This window comes from Streptomyces sp. NPDC040545 (assembly GCF_055595065.1).
The window spans coordinates 681,473-697,606 of sequence record NZ_JBVIWA010000002.1; the positions used below are offsets into that span (position 1 = coordinate 681,473).

The following is a 16,134-nucleotide window of genomic DNA, read 5'->3' on the forward strand; positions in this document are numbered from 1 at the left end:
GCGCCATGCCCACCTACCCCCAGGAACCCGACCGGGCCGCGCCGGATCCGGTCGAACCGGTCCCGGAAGGCGCCGGAGGCCCTCCTCGCGGGGATCTGCCCCAACCGGGCCCGTCCCGGCCCGAGGCGGCGAACGGTGAACCGGGACCCGATGCCGCCGGCCCCGCGGCTGCCGAAGACGAGTACACGACCGCGATCCGGGAACTGGAGGACCGTTGGCGGCGCGCCCTCGCCGACCTGGACAACCTTCGCAAGCGTCACGCCAGGGAACTGGAGCGGGAGCGGACGGTCGAGCGTTCCCGTACGGCCGCCGCCTTCCTGCCCGTCCTCGACAACCTCGAACTCGCCCTGGCCCATGCCGGAGCGGATTCCGGCGCGATCGTGGAGGGCGTACGGGCCGTACGCGACCAAGCGGTGAACGTCCTCGAACTGCTCGGCTACCCGCGGCACGCGGAGACCGGCGTCGCCTTCGACCCGGCCCGGCACGAGGTGGTCGGCGTAGTCCAGGACCCCGACGCCCCACCGGGCACGGTCGTCGAGGTACTGCGCCCCGGCTACGGGGACGGCGAGCGGCAGCTCAGGCCCGCCGCCGTGACCGTCGCGAAGCGGGAGTGACCGGTCATGGCGCGGGACTACTACGAGGTCCTCGGCGTGTCGCGGTCCGCGAGCCAGGACGAGATCCAGCAGGCGTATCGCAAACTCGCCCGCAGGCACCACCCCGACGTCAACAAGGACCCAGGGGCGGAAGAGCGTTTCAAGGACCTCAACGAGGCATACAGCGTCCTGTCCGATCCCAAGACCCGGGCCCGCTACGACCGCTTCGGCGAGGATTTCCGCAAGATCCCGGAGGACTTCGACGAACGGGTCGCGGCGGGAGCGGGCGGCGGCTTCCGCGATCGGACGACCGCGGGCGGGGGCGGTCCTCGGGTCCGGTACGCCGGCTTCGGAGACGACTTCGGAGCGGAGGGCATCGATATCGAGGACCTGTTCGGCTCCATGTTCGGAGCCGGCGCCGCCCGAGGGAGCGTCCCCGGCGCGGACCAGGAGGCCGAACTGCCGCTCACCGTCGAGGAGGCGTACCGAGGCGGCCGTCGCACCGTCACGCTCGCCGGTCCCACGGGGCAGCCGCGGCGGTACGAGGTCGACGTGCCGCCGGGCGTCACCGACGGGCAGCGCATCCGGCTGGCGGGCGAGGGCGGCCGGGGCAGTGGTGACGCCGCCGCGGGCGACCTGTACCTGCGCGTGCGTATCCAGCCCCACCCCCGGTTCCGGCTGGACGGCCGCGACGTGCACGTCCAGGTCCCGGTGGCCCCCTGGGAGGCGGCCCTGGGTGCGACCGTGCCGGTGCCCACCCCCGGCGGCGGCACGGCCAAGGTCACGGTGCCCGCGGGCTCGTCCAGCGGCCGGCGGCTGCGGCTGCGCGGCGAGGGCATGCCGAACCCGCGCGGTGCGAACGGCGACCTGTACGCCGAACTCCGCATCGTGGTGCCACCCACCCTCGGCGACCGGGAGCGCGAACTGTTCGAGGAGCTCGCCGCCGCCTCCTCGTACGACCCCAGGAGGACGTGATGAACGAACCACCCGCGGGAGCGGCAGGCCCCGGCCGGGCCGGCGTGGGCAGCCGTCCGGTACGAACGGGCGCCGACCTCACCGCCTCGACGGCCGTCCGGTACGCGCTCGTGCCCGCTCCCAGGCTCTCCCTCGACGCCGTGGCCCGTCGCTCGGGCCTCCACCCCGACCTGATCCGCCGGTTCGTCGCACTCGGCCTGATCGACGCCGAACGCGACGCCGCGGGGCACCTGGTGTTCGACCCCGCGGCCCCGGCGGTCCTCGCCCGCATCCAGCGGCTGCGCACCGGACTCTGCCTCAACTACGCATCCATCGGTCTGGTGCTCGACCTGCTCGACCGCATCAGCCTGCTCGAAGCCGCCCTGCGCGGCCGCGGCACGAGGAGTGAAACACCCCCATGGACATGAACCGTCTCACCCAGAAGTCCCAGGAAGCCCTGCAAGAAGCCCAGACCGCGGCAGGCCGCATGGGGCACACCGAGGTCGACGGGGAACACCTGCTGCTCGCACTTCTCGATCAGGAGGACGGTCTGATCCCGCGGTTGCTGCAACAGGCCGGCAGGGAGCCGAAGGCACTGCGCGAGGCCGTGAGCGAGGAACTCTCCCGCCGCCCGAAGGTCACCGGCCCCGGCGCGGCACCCGGCCAGGTCTTCGTCACCCAGCGCCTCGCCCACCTGCTCGACGCCGCCGAACGGGAGGCCAAACGCCTCAAGGACGAGTACGTGTCCGTGGAACACCTCCTGCTCGCCCTGGCCGAGGAGAGCTCATCGACCGCCGCCGGGCGCCTGCTCAAACAGGCCGGCATCACCAGGGACTCGTTCCTGAACGCGCTCACCCAGGTCCGCGGCAACCAGCGCGTCACCTCCGCCAACCCCGAAGTGGCCTACGAAGCTCTGGAGAAGTACGGCCGCGACCTCGTCCTCGAAGCTCGGTCCGGGCGGCTGGACCCGGTCATCGGCCGTGACGCGGAGATCCGCCGCGTCACCCAGATCCTCAGCCGCAAGACCAAGAACAACCCCGTCCTCATCGGGGACCCCGGCGTCGGCAAGACCGCCATCGTCGAGGGCCTGGCCCAGCGCATCGTCCGCGGCGATGTCCCCGAGGGCCTGCGCGACAGGACGGTGTTCGCCCTGGACATGGGCTCCCTGGTCGCCGGCGCCAAGTACCGCGGCGAGTTCGAGGAACGCCTCAAGGCCGTACTGTCCGAGGTGAACGCCGCCCAAGGGCGCATCCTGCTCTTCGTCGACGAACTCCACACCGTCGTCGGCGCAGGCGCCGCCGAAGGAGCCATGGACGCGGGCAACATGCTCAAGCCGATGCTCGCCCGCGGCGAACTCCACATGATCGGCGCCACCACCCTCGACGAGTACCGCAAGCACATCGAGAAGGACGCCGCCCTCGAACGCCGCTTCCAGCAGGTCCTGGTCGAGGAGCCCAGCGTGGAGGACACCATCTCCATCCTGCGAGGACTGCGCGAACGCCTCGAGGTCTTCCACGGCGTGAAGATCCAGGACACCGCGCTGGTCTCCGCGGCCACCCTCAGCCACCGCTACATCACCGATCGGTTCCTGCCCGACAAGGCCATCGACCTCGTCGACGAGGCGTGCGCCAGGCTGCGTACCGAGATCGACTCGATGCCCGCCGAACTCGACGAGATCACCCGCCGCGTCACCCGCCTGGAGATCGAGGATGCCGCCCTGTCCAAGGAGACCGACCCCGCCAGCAAAACACGCCTGGAGGAGCTGCGCAGGGAACTGGCCGACCTGCGCGGGGAGGCCGACGCCAAACACGCCCAGTGGGAGGCCGAACGGCAGGCGATCCGCCGCGTGCAGGAACTGCGCCAGGAACTGGAACAGGTCCGCCAACAGGCAGAGGAGGCCGAACGCGCCTACGACCTCAACCGCGCCGCCGAACTGCGCTACGGCCGCCTCCAGGACCTGGAGCGCCGGCTCGCCGCGGAGGAGGAGCAACTGGCCGTCAAACAAGGGCAGAACCGGCTGCTGCGCGAGGTCGTCACCGAGGAGGAGATCGCCGAGATCGTCGCCGCCTGGACCGGCATCCCCGTAGCCCGCCTCCAGGAGGGCGAACGCGAGAAGCTGCTGCGCCTCGACGAGATCCTGCGCGAGCGCGTCATCGGCCAGGACGAGGCCGTCAAGCTCGTCACCGACGCCATCATCCGTGCCCGCTCCGGCATCCGCGACCCTCGCCGCCCCATCGGCTCGTTCATCTTCCTCGGCCCCACCGGCGTCGGGAAGACCGAGCTGGCCAAGACCCTCGCCCGGACGCTGTTCGACTCCGAGGAGAACATGGTCCGCCTCGACATGAGCGAGTACCAGGAGCGGCACACCGTCAGCCGGCTCATGGGCGCACCGCCCGGATACGTCGGCTACGAGGAGGGCGGCCAGCTCACCGAGGCCGTGCGCCGCAAGCCGTACTCGGTCGTCCTGTTCGACGAGGTCGAGAAGGCGCACACCGATGTCTTCAACACGCTGCTGCAGATGCTCGATGACGGTCGCATCACCGACTCCCAGGGCCGCACCGTCGACTTCCGCAACACCGTGATCATCATGACGTCCAACATCGGCTCCGAGCACCTCCTCGACGGCGCCACCGCCGAGGGTGAGATCAAGCCCGACGCCCGCGCCCTGGTGATGGGCGAGCTGCGCGGGCACTTCCGCCCGGAGTTCCTCAACCGCGTCGACGACATCGTGCTGTTCAAGCCGCTCGGTGAGCGGCAGATCGAGCGGATCGTCGAGCTGCAGTTCGACGAGCTGCGGCGGAGGCTCGCCGAGCGCCGCATCACCGTCGAACTCACCGACGCTGCACGGGAGGTGATCGCCCACCAGGGCTACGACCCGGTGTACGGGGCCCGGCCGCTGCGGCGTTACATCTCCCACGAGGTCGAGACGCTGGTCGGGCGCGCGCTGCTGCGCGGCGACGTCCAGGACGGCGCGACGGTGCGCGTCGACGCCGAGCACGGAGAGCTGGTGGTCACCTACGACCAGCAGGAGGGGGACCGGGAAGCGAGGGCGGCGTGAACACCACCCGGACGACGAGGGTGACCTGCCCGAACTGCGGGCGCGGCAACCGGATTCCCGTGGCCGCCGAGGGACGGCCCCGATGCGGCCACTGCAAGCAGCCCCTGCCCTGGGTCGTCGACGCGGGCGACGACGACTTCGCCGAGGTCGCCGACAACGCCACGGTGCCCGTCGTCGTCGACCTCTGGGCCACCTGGTGCGGCCCCTGCCGCATGGTCAGCCCAGCCCTCGAACAGGTCGCCCGGGACCTCGCCGGACGCATCAAGCTCGTCAAGGTCGACATCGACCAGAGCCCACGGCTCAGCCGGCGGTTCGAGGTGCAGGCGGTGCCGACCCTGCTCGTCCTGGACCAGGGCGAGACGGTCGCCCGGCAGGCCGGCGCGGCACCCGCGCACGTCCTGCGCTCGTGGGTCGAGCAGGCGATGGCGGGCCGGCAGACCACTGCTGGAGGGTGAAGGCGACGGTGATGAGGAAGACCATCGCCGGCCGCGGCCGATCAGGCCCATTCACGGAAGGAAAACCCTCATGGCCACGATTCCCGACCCGCACCTGGCGATGGTGCGCCCAGTGACGCCGCGTACCCCGCAGGGCTGCGAGGAGTGCCTCAGGGAGCATTCCCCGTGGCTGCACCTGCGCCTCTGTCTCACCTGTGGGCACGTCGGCTGCTGCGACTCCTCCCCCCTCAAGCACGCCAGACGGCATGCGGGGAGCGTCGGTCACCCCGTCGTGCAGTCCTTCGAGCCGGGAGAGGACTGGCGCTGGTGCTACGTTCACGAGGTCCTGGTCTGATGAGCACGGCCGAGCACAAGAAGGGTGCGGTCCGCGAGACACCTGACCGGTACGGGGCGTTCCCGCGCCTCTCGCCGGAGCAGCTGGAGGACCTGACCGCGCACGGTGAGCGCCGCAGGACCACCGAGGGCGAGGTGCTGTACCGCGAGGGCGAGCCGTTCCGGGAGTTTCTCGCGATCCTCAGCGGGACCGTCGAGATCCTCCACGACCAGGGCGGTCCCGACGAGCGGACGGTGGCGGTCCACGGACCCGGGAGGTTCCTGGGCGAACTCGGGCTGCTGGAGGGCCATGCGGCCTTCGACACCGCCGTGGTGCGCGAGGCCGGCGAGATCCTGGCCGTACCGGTGGAGCGGCAACGCGCCCTGGTCGGCAGCGACCCCGTCCTCGGCGACCTGATCCTCCGCGCCTACCTGGGCCGCAGGTACCTGCTCATCGGCCTCGGCGCCGGCTTCCGGATCCTGGGGTCGTGCTATTCACGGGACACGCTGCGGCTGCGCGAGTTCGCCGCCCGCAACCGGCTGCCCCACCGCTGGGTGGATCTGGAGAAGGACAAGGAGGCCGAGGCGCTGCTGCGCCGGTTCGCCATCCGTCCCGAGGAGACTCCGGTGGTCCTGTGGAAGGGCGAGCGGCTCCTGCGCAATCCGAGCAACGTCGAACTCGCCCGGCTCATCGGGCTGCCCGCCCCCTCGCCCGAGAACGAACGGTGCGACGTCATGGTGGTCGGTGCGGGCCCCGCAGGACTCGCCGCCGCCGTGTACGGTGCCTCCGACGGCCTCACCACGGTCACCGTCGACGCCGTGGCCACCGGAGGCCAGGCCGCGACCTCGTCCCGCATCGAGAACTACCTCGGCTTCCCGTCCGGCATCTCCGGGGGCGAACTCATCGAACGTGCGGTACTCCAAGCCCACAAGTTCGGCGCCCGCCTCATGGTGCCGGCAGAGGTCAGCGCGCTCACCCCGCAGGACGATGAGTACGTCGTCACCTTCACAGACGGGTCCCGGGCCCGGGCCGGCGCCGTGGTGCTCGCCTCGGGCGTGCGGTACCGCAGGCTCGAAGTGCCCGGCATCGACCGCCTGGAAGGCATCAGCGTCTACTACGCGGCGACGGTCCACGAGGCCAGCCTCTGCCGGGCGGACCCGGTCGCCGTGGTCGGCGGCGGGAACTCCGCCGGGCAAGCGGCGCTGTTCCTCGCCCACCACGCGTCCAGGGTCCACCTCCTCGTCCGGGGCAGCGACCTCCACGCGGACATGTCGCGCTACCTGGTGGACCAGGTGGAACAGCACCCCAAGATCGAGGTGTCGCTCCACACCGAAGTACGGGGCGTCGCTGGGGAGGAGCAGCTGGAGTCGCTGACGGTGGAGGACAACGCAAGCAATGAGCGCCGAGAGCTGCAGGCCGCGGCGCTGTTCGTGTTCATCGGGGCCCGGCCGCGCACGGAATGGCTGGGGGGCGTGCTGGCCCTGGACGAGAAGGGCTTCGTCCTCACCGGCGCCGACGCCCGGGCCGTGGCCGACGCGAACCGGTGGGCCTCGCTGGGCCGCGATCCGATGCTGCTGGAGACCACCCTTCCCGGGGTCTTCGCCGCGGGCGACGTCAGAAGCGGCTCGGTGAAACGGGTGGCCTCGGCGACCGGCGAAGGCGCCATGGCGATCCGCCTCGTGCACGAGCACCGGGAAAGGAGGGGAAACCTCGTCACCGCCGGCTCCGAGGGACGTCGGCCGGTAGCGGGCGGGTCCGTGTCCTCGCGCTGACCCTGCCCCTGACGGCACCCGAGCGATCTCCTCGCTCGGACGGCCCCGGCGTTCATGGTCGACGAGCAGCCCATGAAGGTGACCCGCAAGAACAGCGTGTCACCGGGGCTTCGGCTATACCCCGGGGCATCCTGTGAACCCTTGCAATCGTGGAGGGGCAGCCGAGGAGGATGGTCCGGTCGTGCCGGTGTCGTCGCAGGGCGTTACGGTCGTAGCTCTCCTGGCGGATCCGGACGCGCCCACGGACATCGCGCGACGCATCGCCCGGATACTTCCTGATCGGCTCGCCGAAAAGGCGGGCACGGGGCGGAGGTTCGACGTCAAGGTGGTCAGTGAGCCATTCAGCTCAGGGACCGAGGACCCGCCCACCTTGATGCGCCGGATCATGGACCGCGGAAGTACGGAGAACTGGGACATCGTCGTGGCCCTCACCGACCTTCCGCTGCACTCACACGGGCGCAGGATCGCAGTCGATCTGAGTCACGAACACGGCTTGGCGCTGCTGTCCCTTCCTTCCCTGGGGGGCTTGCGGCTGCAGACGAGGGCTCGGCGGGCCGTGGAAGAAGCCGTGCTCGGCTTGGCGGGTCCGCAGACCATTGGGGCTGAGGAGCTTCCGCAGAGCCAGCCGCTTCTGGGACCTTTCGCCGGTCGTCTCGCGCCCATCCACCGGGGCAAGGTCGGTGACGAGGAGACTGCCGATCTTCGATACGTCGTCAGCGGGCCGCGCGGCTACCTGCGGGTGCTCGCCGGTATGGTCCGCGCCAACCGGCCCTGGCGGTTGGTATCGGGCCTGTCGAAAGCCCTGGCGGCCGCACTCGCCACGGGGGCGATCGCCACCCTGGACTCCACCACCTGGAGCCTCTCCGGGGCCCTGAGCGCGCCACGCCTCGTGATCGCCATGGTCGGGTCCGTCGGGCTCATGATCGGCTGGCTGATCGTGGACGGGGAACTATGGCATCGATCGACAGAGGGCTCGCCGGAGGCGAGGCAGAGGGCGCGGCTCTACAACACCTCGACGGTCCTCACCGTCGGTATCGGGGCGCTCGTCTGCTACGTGGGTCTGATGGTCATCAACTTGGTGTGGGCGCTGTTCATCCTCAACGACCGAGTGTTCGCTTCCATGACAGGAACCCCGCTGCACGCCACGGAGTACTTGACGTTGTCCTGGTTCGTCGCTTCGGTCGCCACGGTGGCCGGCGCGCTGGGATCAGGCTTGGAGAGCGACGAGGCGATCCGCGCAGCCGCCTACTCCACGCGCGAAGAGGAACGTCGCCACATGCTCCAAGGCGACCACGGTGACCAGCTGGTGACCTGAGTCGGAGATGCGTCGGTGATTGGTGGTCGTCCGGGCCCGAAGATGTCGGCGGTCGATCGGCGGCCCTGAGGGACACGAGGACTCCGGCCTCACGCTGAACGGACTCGGCGGCGTGGCCGGCGCGACCTGGCAAGGGGTCCGGCTAGGCTCATATCCGTGACGTGGCTGCGGGCCCTCCGGGAAGTCGTGCGATCCGGGCTCACGATCGAGGAGGCGCGACTGGAGCCCCTGCTCGCGCTGCGCACAGCTGTCGGGGTGGCGATCATCATCGGGCCGGCGCTGTGGCTGGCCTCCCCGGCGTACGCCGCGTCCGCCGCCCTCGGTGCCTACTCCGCGGGCGCAGCCACTTTCCAGCGCACCTGGCGTCCCCGCAAAGTGATCGCGCTCGGCGCGGGCGCCGGTCTGGCGCTCAGCACCTTCGTAGGCTATCTGGCGGCGGGGCGACTCGCGACGTTCCTCCCACTGCTGGCCGTATGGGCCTTTGGCGCGGGGATGGCGTGGGCCGTCGGATCGACCGCCGGGATCGTCGCAGCGACGACGGTCGGCAGCATGCTGGTGACCGTCACCCTGCCCACGAGCGTAGGGCGAGCTCTGGAGCACGCCGGGATCATCGCGCTCGGGGGCGTGGCGCAGGCCGTGCTGATCTTGCTGTTCCCGATCCGCCGTTGGGGGGCGCATCGCGACGCGCTCGCCGACGCCCTGGCCGCCGTGGCGGACTACGCCCGCCGGCTGCGGCACGACCCGATCGCCCCGTTCGACCCGGAACCGTTGATGACGGCCCGGGACGCGGCCGCCGTGACGCCATCACAGGCCCGCACCCGTCCCCCCGTCCTGCACGGCCCCCGGGGACTCGCCGAGCGCATTCGGCCCGTCGTCGCCGCACTCGCCGACCCGGACGTCGGCGCCCCGGCGGAGGGACCCGGGCGGGACCGCGCGCGGGAGTTGCTCGACGCGGCCGCCGACGTCCTGGATGCGGCCGCCCGTTCGATCCGCCGCGGCACTCCCGCCGAGGTGTCGCCCGGAAGTATGGACGCCGTGCGCGTCGACGAGGAGCACGAGGTGCTGGAGGGCCCCGCGCGGCAGGCCGCCGAGCGGCTCGTGGAACTGCTCGGCGAGGCGTTGGAGATCGCCGGGAGCGGCGGCGCGCGCGGGAGGACGCCCACGCCGCCCGGCCCCGCGGGCACCCAGTTCCTGGTGCGCCCGACCATGTTCCGGCTGGTCCCGGTCGTAGTCCGGGCGGTCCGCCGTGAGCTCCGCCGGGACTCGCCCGTGTTCCGGCACGCCGTCCGCCTGGCGGCGGTGGCCACGCTCGGCTACCTGATCGCCGCCCGGCTACCAGTGGGCCACGGCTACTGGGCGCCCATCACCTCGGTGATGGTCATGCGGCCGGACTTCCACCAGACGTACGCGCGGGCGGTGGCCCGTTTCGCCGGGACCCTGGCGGGGGTCGCGCTCGCCACCGGGATGGTGCGGGCCCTGGGCCCGGACGCCCATGTGTTCGGCCTGCTGGCGGTGGTCTCGGCGGGCCTGTCGTTCACGCTGAACCGTACCGGCTACGCCTACTCCCAGTGCTTCACCGCCGCATACGTCGTCTTCCTGCTCGGCATGGGCGGCCAGGCATGGGAGCAGACGGTTCCGGAGCGGGTGGTGCTCACCCTGCTCGGCGGGGCCCTGGCCATGCTGGCGTACGTGGTGTTCCCCGCATGGGAGACACCCCGGCTGCCGGGCCGGCTTGCGGACTGGCTCGCCGCCGACGGCCGTTACGCGGCCGCGGTGCTCCGCAGCTACGCAGAACCGACCCGGGAACATCACGCCGACCTGCGCAGGTCTCTGCTGGAGAGCAGGGAGGCACGCGCCGCCTGGCAGGAGACATACGACCGGGCAAGGCAGGAACCGGTCCGCCCCAGGGGCCTGACGTCGCGCGAGGCGGAGGAGGCGCAGGAGGCGCTCAAGGGGTTCGGCCGGGCGGCGATGCTCATGGAGAGCCACGTCCCGCGGGCCGACAGCCGTCTCGTCCCCGAGGCGGAGCGGTTCGCCGAGGCCCTGGAGGCGGACACCGCGCAGGCGGCGGTCGACGTGCGCGAGCACAGGAATCCGGACTGGGGGCGCGTGGAGGAGGCGCTCCGCGCGTGGGAGGGCGCCGCCGCCGGGGACGGGAGCCCGGTGGTGCGGCGCGGGGCGGCACTGCAGAAACAAGCCTTGGAGGATCTCGCGACGGCCGTGAGCCGTACACCCCTGGAACGGGACGTCGGCTCCGCTCGCGAGGAGCAACGGGTGCGGGCGGCCGCGGCGGCGGAAGGTGACGGATCAGGAGTCGCCCGCCGGGGCGGGTGACGGCTCCGGCGACGGGGAGCGCCGCGCCTCCTGGTGCGGGAAGTAGTTCTCCCGGCACCTCGGCATGGTGCGCGCCAACCGCCCCTGGACGGCTGTGCATGAGCCTGTCCCGCGCCCTGGCGGGCGTCTTCGCCCTGCGTGTGCACAGGGCCGGCGAAGACGTGGGCGCGGACCAGGTCCGGAAGCGGCCGGCGACGTTCAGACGTCGTCGATCGCTTCCGGCGGCTGTCACCCGCTCACCGCTTGCGGGCGGTCACCAGGGCGAAGGAGAGGTACTCTCCACCGTCCTCGACGAGCATGTCGATCACCGGCCGGTTGGCCTTCTCGCCGTCCGGCTGGTGCTCGGCGCACGCACGCGCCCACAGCAGCCAGTCCCGCCAGGCGTCGTCCTGGAGGCGGGCGGAGGTGACGTCCACCAGTTCGGTGATCTCCCACTGGAAGCGCCACCATTGCGCCGTATGCCAGGCGATGGCCTCCCAGCCGACCACGTGCTTGATGTGGGGCGGGATCGCGCCGAGGTCGCGGATCTCGCGGGTCATGGCGGGGGTGGCGACGCCCAGTTGGCCGCCGGGGCGGAGGAAGCGGGCCAGGTAGGGCAGGTAGCTGTCGGCGGTGCCGAAGTACTCGAACGCGTCGATGCTCACGATCGCGTCGAAGCTCTCTGCCTCGAACGGCAGCACGTGCGCCTCCGCCCGTACCGCCGTCACGCGGTCGTCGACGCCCGCCTCGACGAAGACGGCGGCGGCATCCCGTTCGGGGATCCACCAGTCGGCGGCGATGACGTCAACGCCGTACTCGCGGGCCAGGAACACGGAGCTGGCGCCCTTACCGGAGCCGAGGTCGAGGACCCGCATCCCAGGCCGCAGGTCGAGGTCCCGTGCCAGGTCCTCCAGGAGCCACAACGGGTTCGGGCCCATGTCGAGGCCGACGAGCCAGGCAGGGTCGTAGCGGGAGGAACGCGGGTACCGGTCGGGTCGCACGAGATCATTCAAAGCAGTCACGGACGCACTCAAGCCCGCATCCGGCCCATGCACAAAGCGTTTTTTCTGGGTCTCAGCGGGCCGGGCGGACTTGACTGATCTCGTCCAGCCGGGATCCGGCCGGGTCTACCGCAATCTCACGCGCTGTTGATCCGGGCGGTGATGACGGGCAATCCCCGGACCTGGCACACGGTGGCTGCGCCGGCTGCGTAGTTGACGGGGGCGGCTCCCTGCCGGACGCGTGGGCTGGTCCCATAGGTGTGGCCGTCGACCACTTCACGGGGGGCGGTGCAGCCGGGTGCCACCAGGATCCCGCCCCGCATCTGGCTCGGCCACATCCTTTCCATACGGCCGCCCTGCCGGGCATCCGCTCACGGCCCGGCCCCATGTACGCCTGGCCGCCGCACAGCCCGTTCGGAGCCGTCGCCGACCTGGTCCGAACCGTGACATGTCTCCAGCCGTTGTGTGACGCCGAGTCCTTCGCCGGTGACCTGCCCCGCGCCCAGGCCGAGTTCATGGCCGACTCGCAGGTCCCCTGGGGCGTGGAAGCGCTGGTCGGCGCGGTGTCCCAGCCCGCCTGGCGGACCAAGCGGGCCTGGTACCTGATCGCGACCGACGACCGCATGATCCCGCCCCCGGCCCAGCACGCGATGTCCGAGCGGATCGGCGCGCAGACCGTCGAGGTGGCCGCCAGTCACTCGGTCTACGTCTCGCAACCCGACGCCGTCGCCGACCTGATCCGGCAGGCCGCCCGCAGCTGAACCCGACGACACTCGGCCCTTGGGCTCCTCCACGCGACGCCTTCGAAGCCACGCAGCAGCGTCAGGGGGATACCACGTGTTCGGGGGCGGACAGCAGGCCCCCGGCCCAAAGGACTGCCGCAGGCTCGGTAGGACAGCTGTCAGGGGCCTGTGCTCCGCTACACCGTGGATCTGCGAGCGGGCCATCCTGGCAGCGGCCTCTGCCTGGAACGGCCGGCGGATCTCCGTGACGATCGTGTAGAGCTCGATGATGACGCCCCCGCTGGTGCGGGCGATGTCCATGCCGCGGGACCGGCCGTAGCCGTCTACCGTGACAAGCACGGCACCCGCGACCAGCTGCTGGTAGTCCACCGCGGCGGGGAAGCAGAAGTTCGACGGCCGTCGAGTACTCCTGTTCGCCCCGGCCGCCCCTGGCGGCCGGGTGTTGCTGACCCGGCGCGGAGTTCTGGTCGAGGACCGGTTCCCGGACTCGGTGGCGGCCGCGGGGCAGCTGCCCGACAAGCCTCGTCCCTGGCGGGCTGGTGGCGTGGGGTGCGTCCGGGGGGTGAGGCCGCGCCTGGCCGTTCAGCGGCCAAAGGTCCTTCGATACGCGCCGGGTGTCGTGCCCAGCATGGTCCGGAAGCGGCGTCGCAGGTTGACGGCGGAGGACAGGCCGACCCGGCTGGCGATGGCCTCGACTGGCAGCTGCGTCTGCTCGAGCAGAATGCGGGCGGCGGCGAGGCGCTGGGTGAGCAGCCATTTGCCGGGGCTGTGGCCGAGCTGTTCGGTGAAGCGGCGGGCGAGTGTGCGGGCCGACACTCCCGCCTGCTCGGCGAGGCGGTCCACGGTCAGCTCGGTGTCGAGCCGGGTCAGGGCCCACTCCAGCAGCGGTGCGAGCGACTCGTCGGTCCGGATGGCCACGGGCTGGGTGGCGAATTGGAGCTGGCCGCCCTCCCGGTGCGGGGGCAGTACCATGCTTCGGGCGACCTGGGCCGCGTAGGCGGCGCCGTGGTCGCGGCGTACCAGGTGCAGGGCCAGGTCGATGCCCGCTCCGGACCCGGCGCTGGTGGCCACGTCGCCGTGGTCGACGTACAGCACGTCCGCGTCGACCTCCACCCGCGGAAACGCGGCAGCGAACTGCTCCGCACGCCGCCAGTGCGTTGTAGCCCTGCGCCCGTCCAGCAACCCGGCCTGCGCCAGCACGAACGCTCCCGTGCAGATGGACACCACCCGCGCCCCGCGCCGGTGCGCCGCGCGCAGGGCGCTGAGGATGCCCGGTGACACGGTCGCCCCGGTCGGCTGCCAGCCCGGAACGACGATGGTGTTCGCGTCGGTCAGCGCGTCCAGCCCCGCCTCGACGTACATCGCGGGCCCGGTCGTCGCCGGGAGCACTCCGGGACGCTCGGCGCAGACCGTGAAGTCGTAGTGGACCGGCTGATCCGGCCGCCGGGACCCGAACACCTCGGCGGCACAGGCGAGTTCGAACGGTGACTGCGGAGCGTTCAGCAGCGCGACCACTTGATGGCGGCTCATGGCAGGAATGTACCTGATGATGTGTTTCCAGACTCTCGGCCCGGATGCCCGCTCCGCGCGATCGTGGGCGCATGAGCGAAACAACGCCTACGGGCCCTTTGAAGACCACCGTCCACGTCGACGACATCGAACCGGGAGACGTGGCCCCCGGCATCGCCCGCCGCAGGCTCCCCGCGACCGAGTCGCCACCGGCTGGCTGATCGACTTCGCCCCGGGCACCCAGTGGCCGGACGTCGACGTCCATGAGCGAGGCCGAGTACGACAGGTGGCAAAGTGGCTGTCTCCGCAAAGGCGTTTGGTCCATGATCGCGGGGCCGCAGTTCGACCTGCCGCCGCATACTTCGACGACCAGGAGCCCGCATGTCGATCGAGCTCGACTTCCCGGAATTTCCCTATGAGGAACCGCCTGGCTGGATCACCTGCCGGCACAAGCCCTGGAATGGGGTGCTCGTTAGGGTCGACCGCATACCCTTCAAGACCGGCGACAAGGTCACATTCGACGTCACGGTCTGCAGCGACACCAACAGGCAGACCTCGACCGCGAAGACCCAGGGTGTCGTGAGCATCACCGCTGACACCACCTCCGTCAGCTACACCATCCCCTGGGACGGCGTCCTGGACGCTGTCACCGACGGTTCCATCACGGTCTTCTATACCCTCACCCCCGCCGACGGCGGCGAGCCGTCAACCTCGGAGGCCGCCATGGTCCGATACTCCCGTCAGCAGTCCGGCGGTGCCGTCTGCGGCCCAGGCACCTGAGCAACCACAGGCCGGCAAGTCGGAGGGCGGCCCGATGGGTGCCCTAATGTGGAGCAACATCAGCACCTTGTTCGAGAACGCCGACTGACCCTCCCTGGATGACCGCTGGAACCAGGGCTGCACGAACGCCTGGACGGCGTGGGAGGAATTACGCCGCTCGGCTATCAGGGGAGCTACCAGCGCGTTCGCGCCTACTTCCGGGAGAAGCGGCTCTCTCCCGGCCCCGTAACAGCTCGGCCGCCGTCACCCCGTCCTGATCCACTGCCCCGAACTCGATGCCCTCGCCGGTCACGTCCGGTCCTTCGGCCAGATGCTCACCGACCGCGGCGGCGAACGGCTCGCAGTGGCTCGACGCCGTCCGGCAAGACGACCTCCCCAGCCTCCACACCCTCGCCGCAGGCATCGACCGTGACCGCGATGCCGTCATCGCCGGCCTCACCCTGCCCCTGGAACTCCGGCGTCGTCGAAGGCCACGTCAACCGGATCAAGATGCTCAACGCCAGATGTTCGGCCGGCCCGGCTCCGCTCTGCTGCGGAAGAGGGTTCTTCTGGCCAACTGACGCCAGCCACCCATAGAGTGACGAGGACGAGAGAAGAGCACGATGGATCCCCGCATACCCCGCCTGCGTCGCAAGCTGGCCGCGATCCCGTTCCAGCCCCTGCGCAGCCATTCCTTCGGGGAAGAGCAACACAAGTTCATCCTCGGTCCGAAGCTGGCGGAAGCACGCGTCGCTGCGTTTGAGGTCGCATAGGACATCGTCCTGCCCGACGCCTATCGACAGTTCCTCACGCACATCGGCGGCTCAGGCGCGGCGCCGTTCTACGGCCTCATGCCGCTGGAGCGGTGTTCCCTGATGGTCATGAATCCGCGCGGAGAACCGGGGACACCCCGCGGCTTCGAAGGCGTAGCACCCGGGTCCCACGGACGCGAACTCTTCCTCCACGTCATCGAGATGGGCTGCACTGACGTATGCGTCATCGCGGTGACCGGCCCCCTCACTGGCCGCGTCCTCATTGGTAACGGCGACGGGTTTTGGGGTCCCAACGTCTCCTCCGCCACCGACTTCTTCGACTGGTACGAACGCTGGCTCAACCACATGAGCGCCGGACGCGACAACCGGGCCCTGGAACTCACCTCGCCTCGACTTCGTGCCCATCCAGACCGTCATCGCATGGCCTCGAAGATCTGACTCTCCGTAATCACTCCACGGAATGTGAGCCAGAACCCGTTCTGGTTCTGGCTCACTTTCCGTGGAGCATGCACTCTGAGTGATGATCGTCGGGCGAGCGGGTCCGGGGGAAGACGCCCGGAATTGATCCGTACCGGG

The 16,134-nt window shown here is 70.8% G+C and carries 14 protein-coding genes and 2 pseudogenes; 13 read left to right on the forward strand and 3 right to left on the reverse strand.

Features of this window, described 5'->3' with window-relative positions; genetic code table 11:
- Positions 1 to 5: 5 nt before the first annotated feature.
- The 9 genes from ACZ573_RS07935 (at position 6) to ACZ573_RS07975 (ending at position 10,794) form a co-directional block, all read left to right on the forward strand.
- The gene (locus ACZ573_RS07935) at positions 6 to 614 is read left to right on the forward strand and encodes a nucleotide exchange factor GrpE (protein WP_471300547.1); all 609 of its coding nucleotides are present in this window, start codon (positions 6 to 8) and stop codon (positions 612 to 614) included.
- A gap of 6 nt (positions 615 to 620) precedes the next feature.
- The gene (locus tag ACZ573_RS07940; RefSeq protein ID WP_471300549.1) at positions 621 to 1,568 is read left to right on the forward strand and encodes a DnaJ C-terminal domain-containing protein; all 948 of its coding nucleotides are present in this window, start codon (positions 621 to 623) and stop codon (positions 1,566 to 1,568) included.
- A complete protein-coding gene (locus ACZ573_RS07945) occupies positions 1,568 to 1,975 on the forward strand; it encodes a chaperone modulator CbpM (protein WP_471300551.1) in 408 nt (135 codons plus the stop codon). The genes ACZ573_RS07940 and ACZ573_RS07945 overlap by 1 nt, the downstream gene beginning before the upstream one ends.
- On the forward strand, positions 1,966 to 4,605 hold the full coding sequence (gene clpB, locus ACZ573_RS07950; RefSeq protein WP_471300556.1) for an ATP-dependent chaperone ClpB: 2,640 nt from the start codon (positions 1,966 to 1,968) through the stop codon (positions 4,603 to 4,605). Before ACZ573_RS07945 ends, clpB begins: the two co-directional genes overlap by 10 nt.
- Positions 4,602 to 5,060: a thioredoxin gene (trxA, locus tag ACZ573_RS07955; protein ID WP_471300559.1), complete on the forward strand. Its 459-nt coding sequence runs from the start codon at positions 4,602 to 4,604 to the stop codon at positions 5,058 to 5,060. The genes clpB and trxA overlap by 4 nt, the downstream gene beginning before the upstream one ends.
- 70 nt (positions 5,061 to 5,130) lie before the next feature.
- Positions 5,131 to 5,394, forward strand: coding sequence for a UBP-type zinc finger domain-containing protein (locus tag ACZ573_RS07960; protein WP_471300562.1), 264 nt, complete (start codon positions 5,131 to 5,133; stop codon positions 5,392 to 5,394).
- Positions 5,394 to 7,145 (forward strand): FAD-dependent oxidoreductase, encoded by a 1,752-nt coding sequence (locus ACZ573_RS07965; protein ID WP_471300566.1) that lies wholly within the window; start codon positions 5,394 to 5,396, stop codon positions 7,143 to 7,145. The genes ACZ573_RS07960 and ACZ573_RS07965 overlap by 1 nt, the downstream gene beginning before the upstream one ends.
- A 181-nt stretch (positions 7,146 to 7,326) precedes the next feature.
- On the forward strand, positions 7,327 to 8,460 hold the full coding sequence (locus tag ACZ573_RS07970) for a hypothetical protein (RefSeq protein ID WP_471300569.1): 1,134 nt from the start codon (positions 7,327 to 7,329) through the stop codon (positions 8,458 to 8,460).
- 156 nt (positions 8,461 to 8,616) lie between these two features.
- Positions 8,617 to 10,794 (forward strand): FUSC family protein, encoded by a 2,178-nt coding sequence (locus ACZ573_RS07975; protein WP_471300572.1) that lies wholly within the window; start codon positions 8,617 to 8,619, stop codon positions 10,792 to 10,794.
- 236 nt (positions 10,795 to 11,030) lie between these two features.
- Here the strand turns inward: ACZ573_RS07975 and ACZ573_RS07980 are convergent, their stop codons facing one another.
- Positions 11,031 to 11,774: an SAM-dependent methyltransferase gene (locus tag ACZ573_RS07980; RefSeq protein ID WP_471300576.1), complete on the reverse strand. Its 744-nt coding sequence runs from the start codon at positions 11,772 to 11,774 to the stop codon at positions 11,031 to 11,033.
- Between the two features lie 260 nt (positions 11,775 to 12,034).
- Between ACZ573_RS07980 and ACZ573_RS07985 the strand changes: the two genes are divergently transcribed.
- Complete coding sequence (locus ACZ573_RS07985; protein ID WP_471300579.1) at positions 12,035 to 12,535, forward strand: alpha/beta fold hydrolase; 501 nt, start codon at positions 12,035 to 12,037, stop codon at positions 12,533 to 12,535.
- A gap of 564 nt (positions 12,536 to 13,099) precedes the next feature.
- Here ACZ573_RS07985 and ACZ573_RS07990 read toward each other — a convergent pair.
- Positions 13,100 to 14,047, reverse strand: coding sequence for a helix-turn-helix domain-containing protein (locus ACZ573_RS07990; RefSeq protein WP_471300582.1), 948 nt, complete (start codon positions 14,045 to 14,047; stop codon positions 13,100 to 13,102).
- Between the two features lie 71 nt (positions 14,048 to 14,118).
- On the opposite strand from ACZ573_RS07990, the pseudogene ACZ573_RS07995 reads away from it, so the two are divergent.
- Both ACZ573_RS07995 and ACZ573_RS08000 read left to right on the forward strand, forming a co-directional pair.
- Positions 14,119 to 14,291: pseudogene (locus ACZ573_RS07995) on the forward strand (cupin domain-containing protein); the annotation flags it as partial.
- A 116-nt stretch (positions 14,292 to 14,407) separates the two neighbouring features.
- Positions 14,408 to 14,806 (forward strand): hypothetical protein, encoded by a 399-nt coding sequence (locus ACZ573_RS08000; RefSeq protein WP_471300674.1) that lies wholly within the window; start codon positions 14,408 to 14,410, stop codon positions 14,804 to 14,806.
- A 314-nt stretch (positions 14,807 to 15,120) separates the two neighbouring features.
- Here the strand turns inward: ACZ573_RS08000 and ACZ573_RS08005 are convergent, their stop codons facing one another.
- Positions 15,121 to 15,303 carry a hypothetical protein gene (locus ACZ573_RS08005; RefSeq protein WP_471300585.1) on the reverse strand — a complete coding sequence of 61 codons (183 nt, stop codon included), beginning with the start codon at positions 15,301 to 15,303 and terminating at the stop codon, positions 15,121 to 15,123.
- A 105-nt stretch (positions 15,304 to 15,408) separates the two neighbouring features.
- Here ACZ573_RS08005 and ACZ573_RS08010 point away from each other — a divergent pair.
- A pseudogene (locus ACZ573_RS08010) lies at positions 15,409 to 15,996 on the forward strand (SMI1/KNR4 family protein).
- Positions 15,997 to 16,134: the final 138 nt, after the last annotated feature.

Coding starts and splice junctions, on each gene's coding strand:
- ACZ573_RS07935 (WP_471300547.1), top strand. CDS start 6: ATGCCCACCTACCCCCAGGAACCCGACCGGGCCGCGCCGGATCCGGTC.
- ACZ573_RS07940 (WP_471300549.1), top strand. CDS start 621: ATGGCGCGGGACTACTACGAGGTCCTCGGCGTGTCGCGGTCCGCGAGC.
- ACZ573_RS07945 (WP_471300551.1), top strand. CDS start 1,568: ATGAACGAACCACCCGCGGGAGCGGCAGGCCCCGGCCGGGCCGGCGTG.
- clpB (WP_471300556.1), top strand. CDS start 1,966: ATGGACATGAACCGTCTCACCCAGAAGTCCCAGGAAGCCCTGCAAGAA.
- ACZ573_RS07960 (WP_471300562.1), top strand. CDS start 5,131: ATGGCCACGATTCCCGACCCGCACCTGGCGATGGTGCGCCCAGTGACG.
- ACZ573_RS07965 (WP_471300566.1), top strand. CDS start 5,394: ATGAGCACGGCCGAGCACAAGAAGGGTGCGGTCCGCGAGACACCTGAC.
- ACZ573_RS07990 (WP_471300582.1), bottom strand. CDS start 14,047: ATGAGCCGCCATCAAGTGGTCGCGCTGCTGAACGCTCCGCAGTCACCG.
- ACZ573_RS08000 (WP_471300674.1), top strand. CDS start 14,408: ATGTCGATCGAGCTCGACTTCCCGGAATTTCCCTATGAGGAACCGCCT.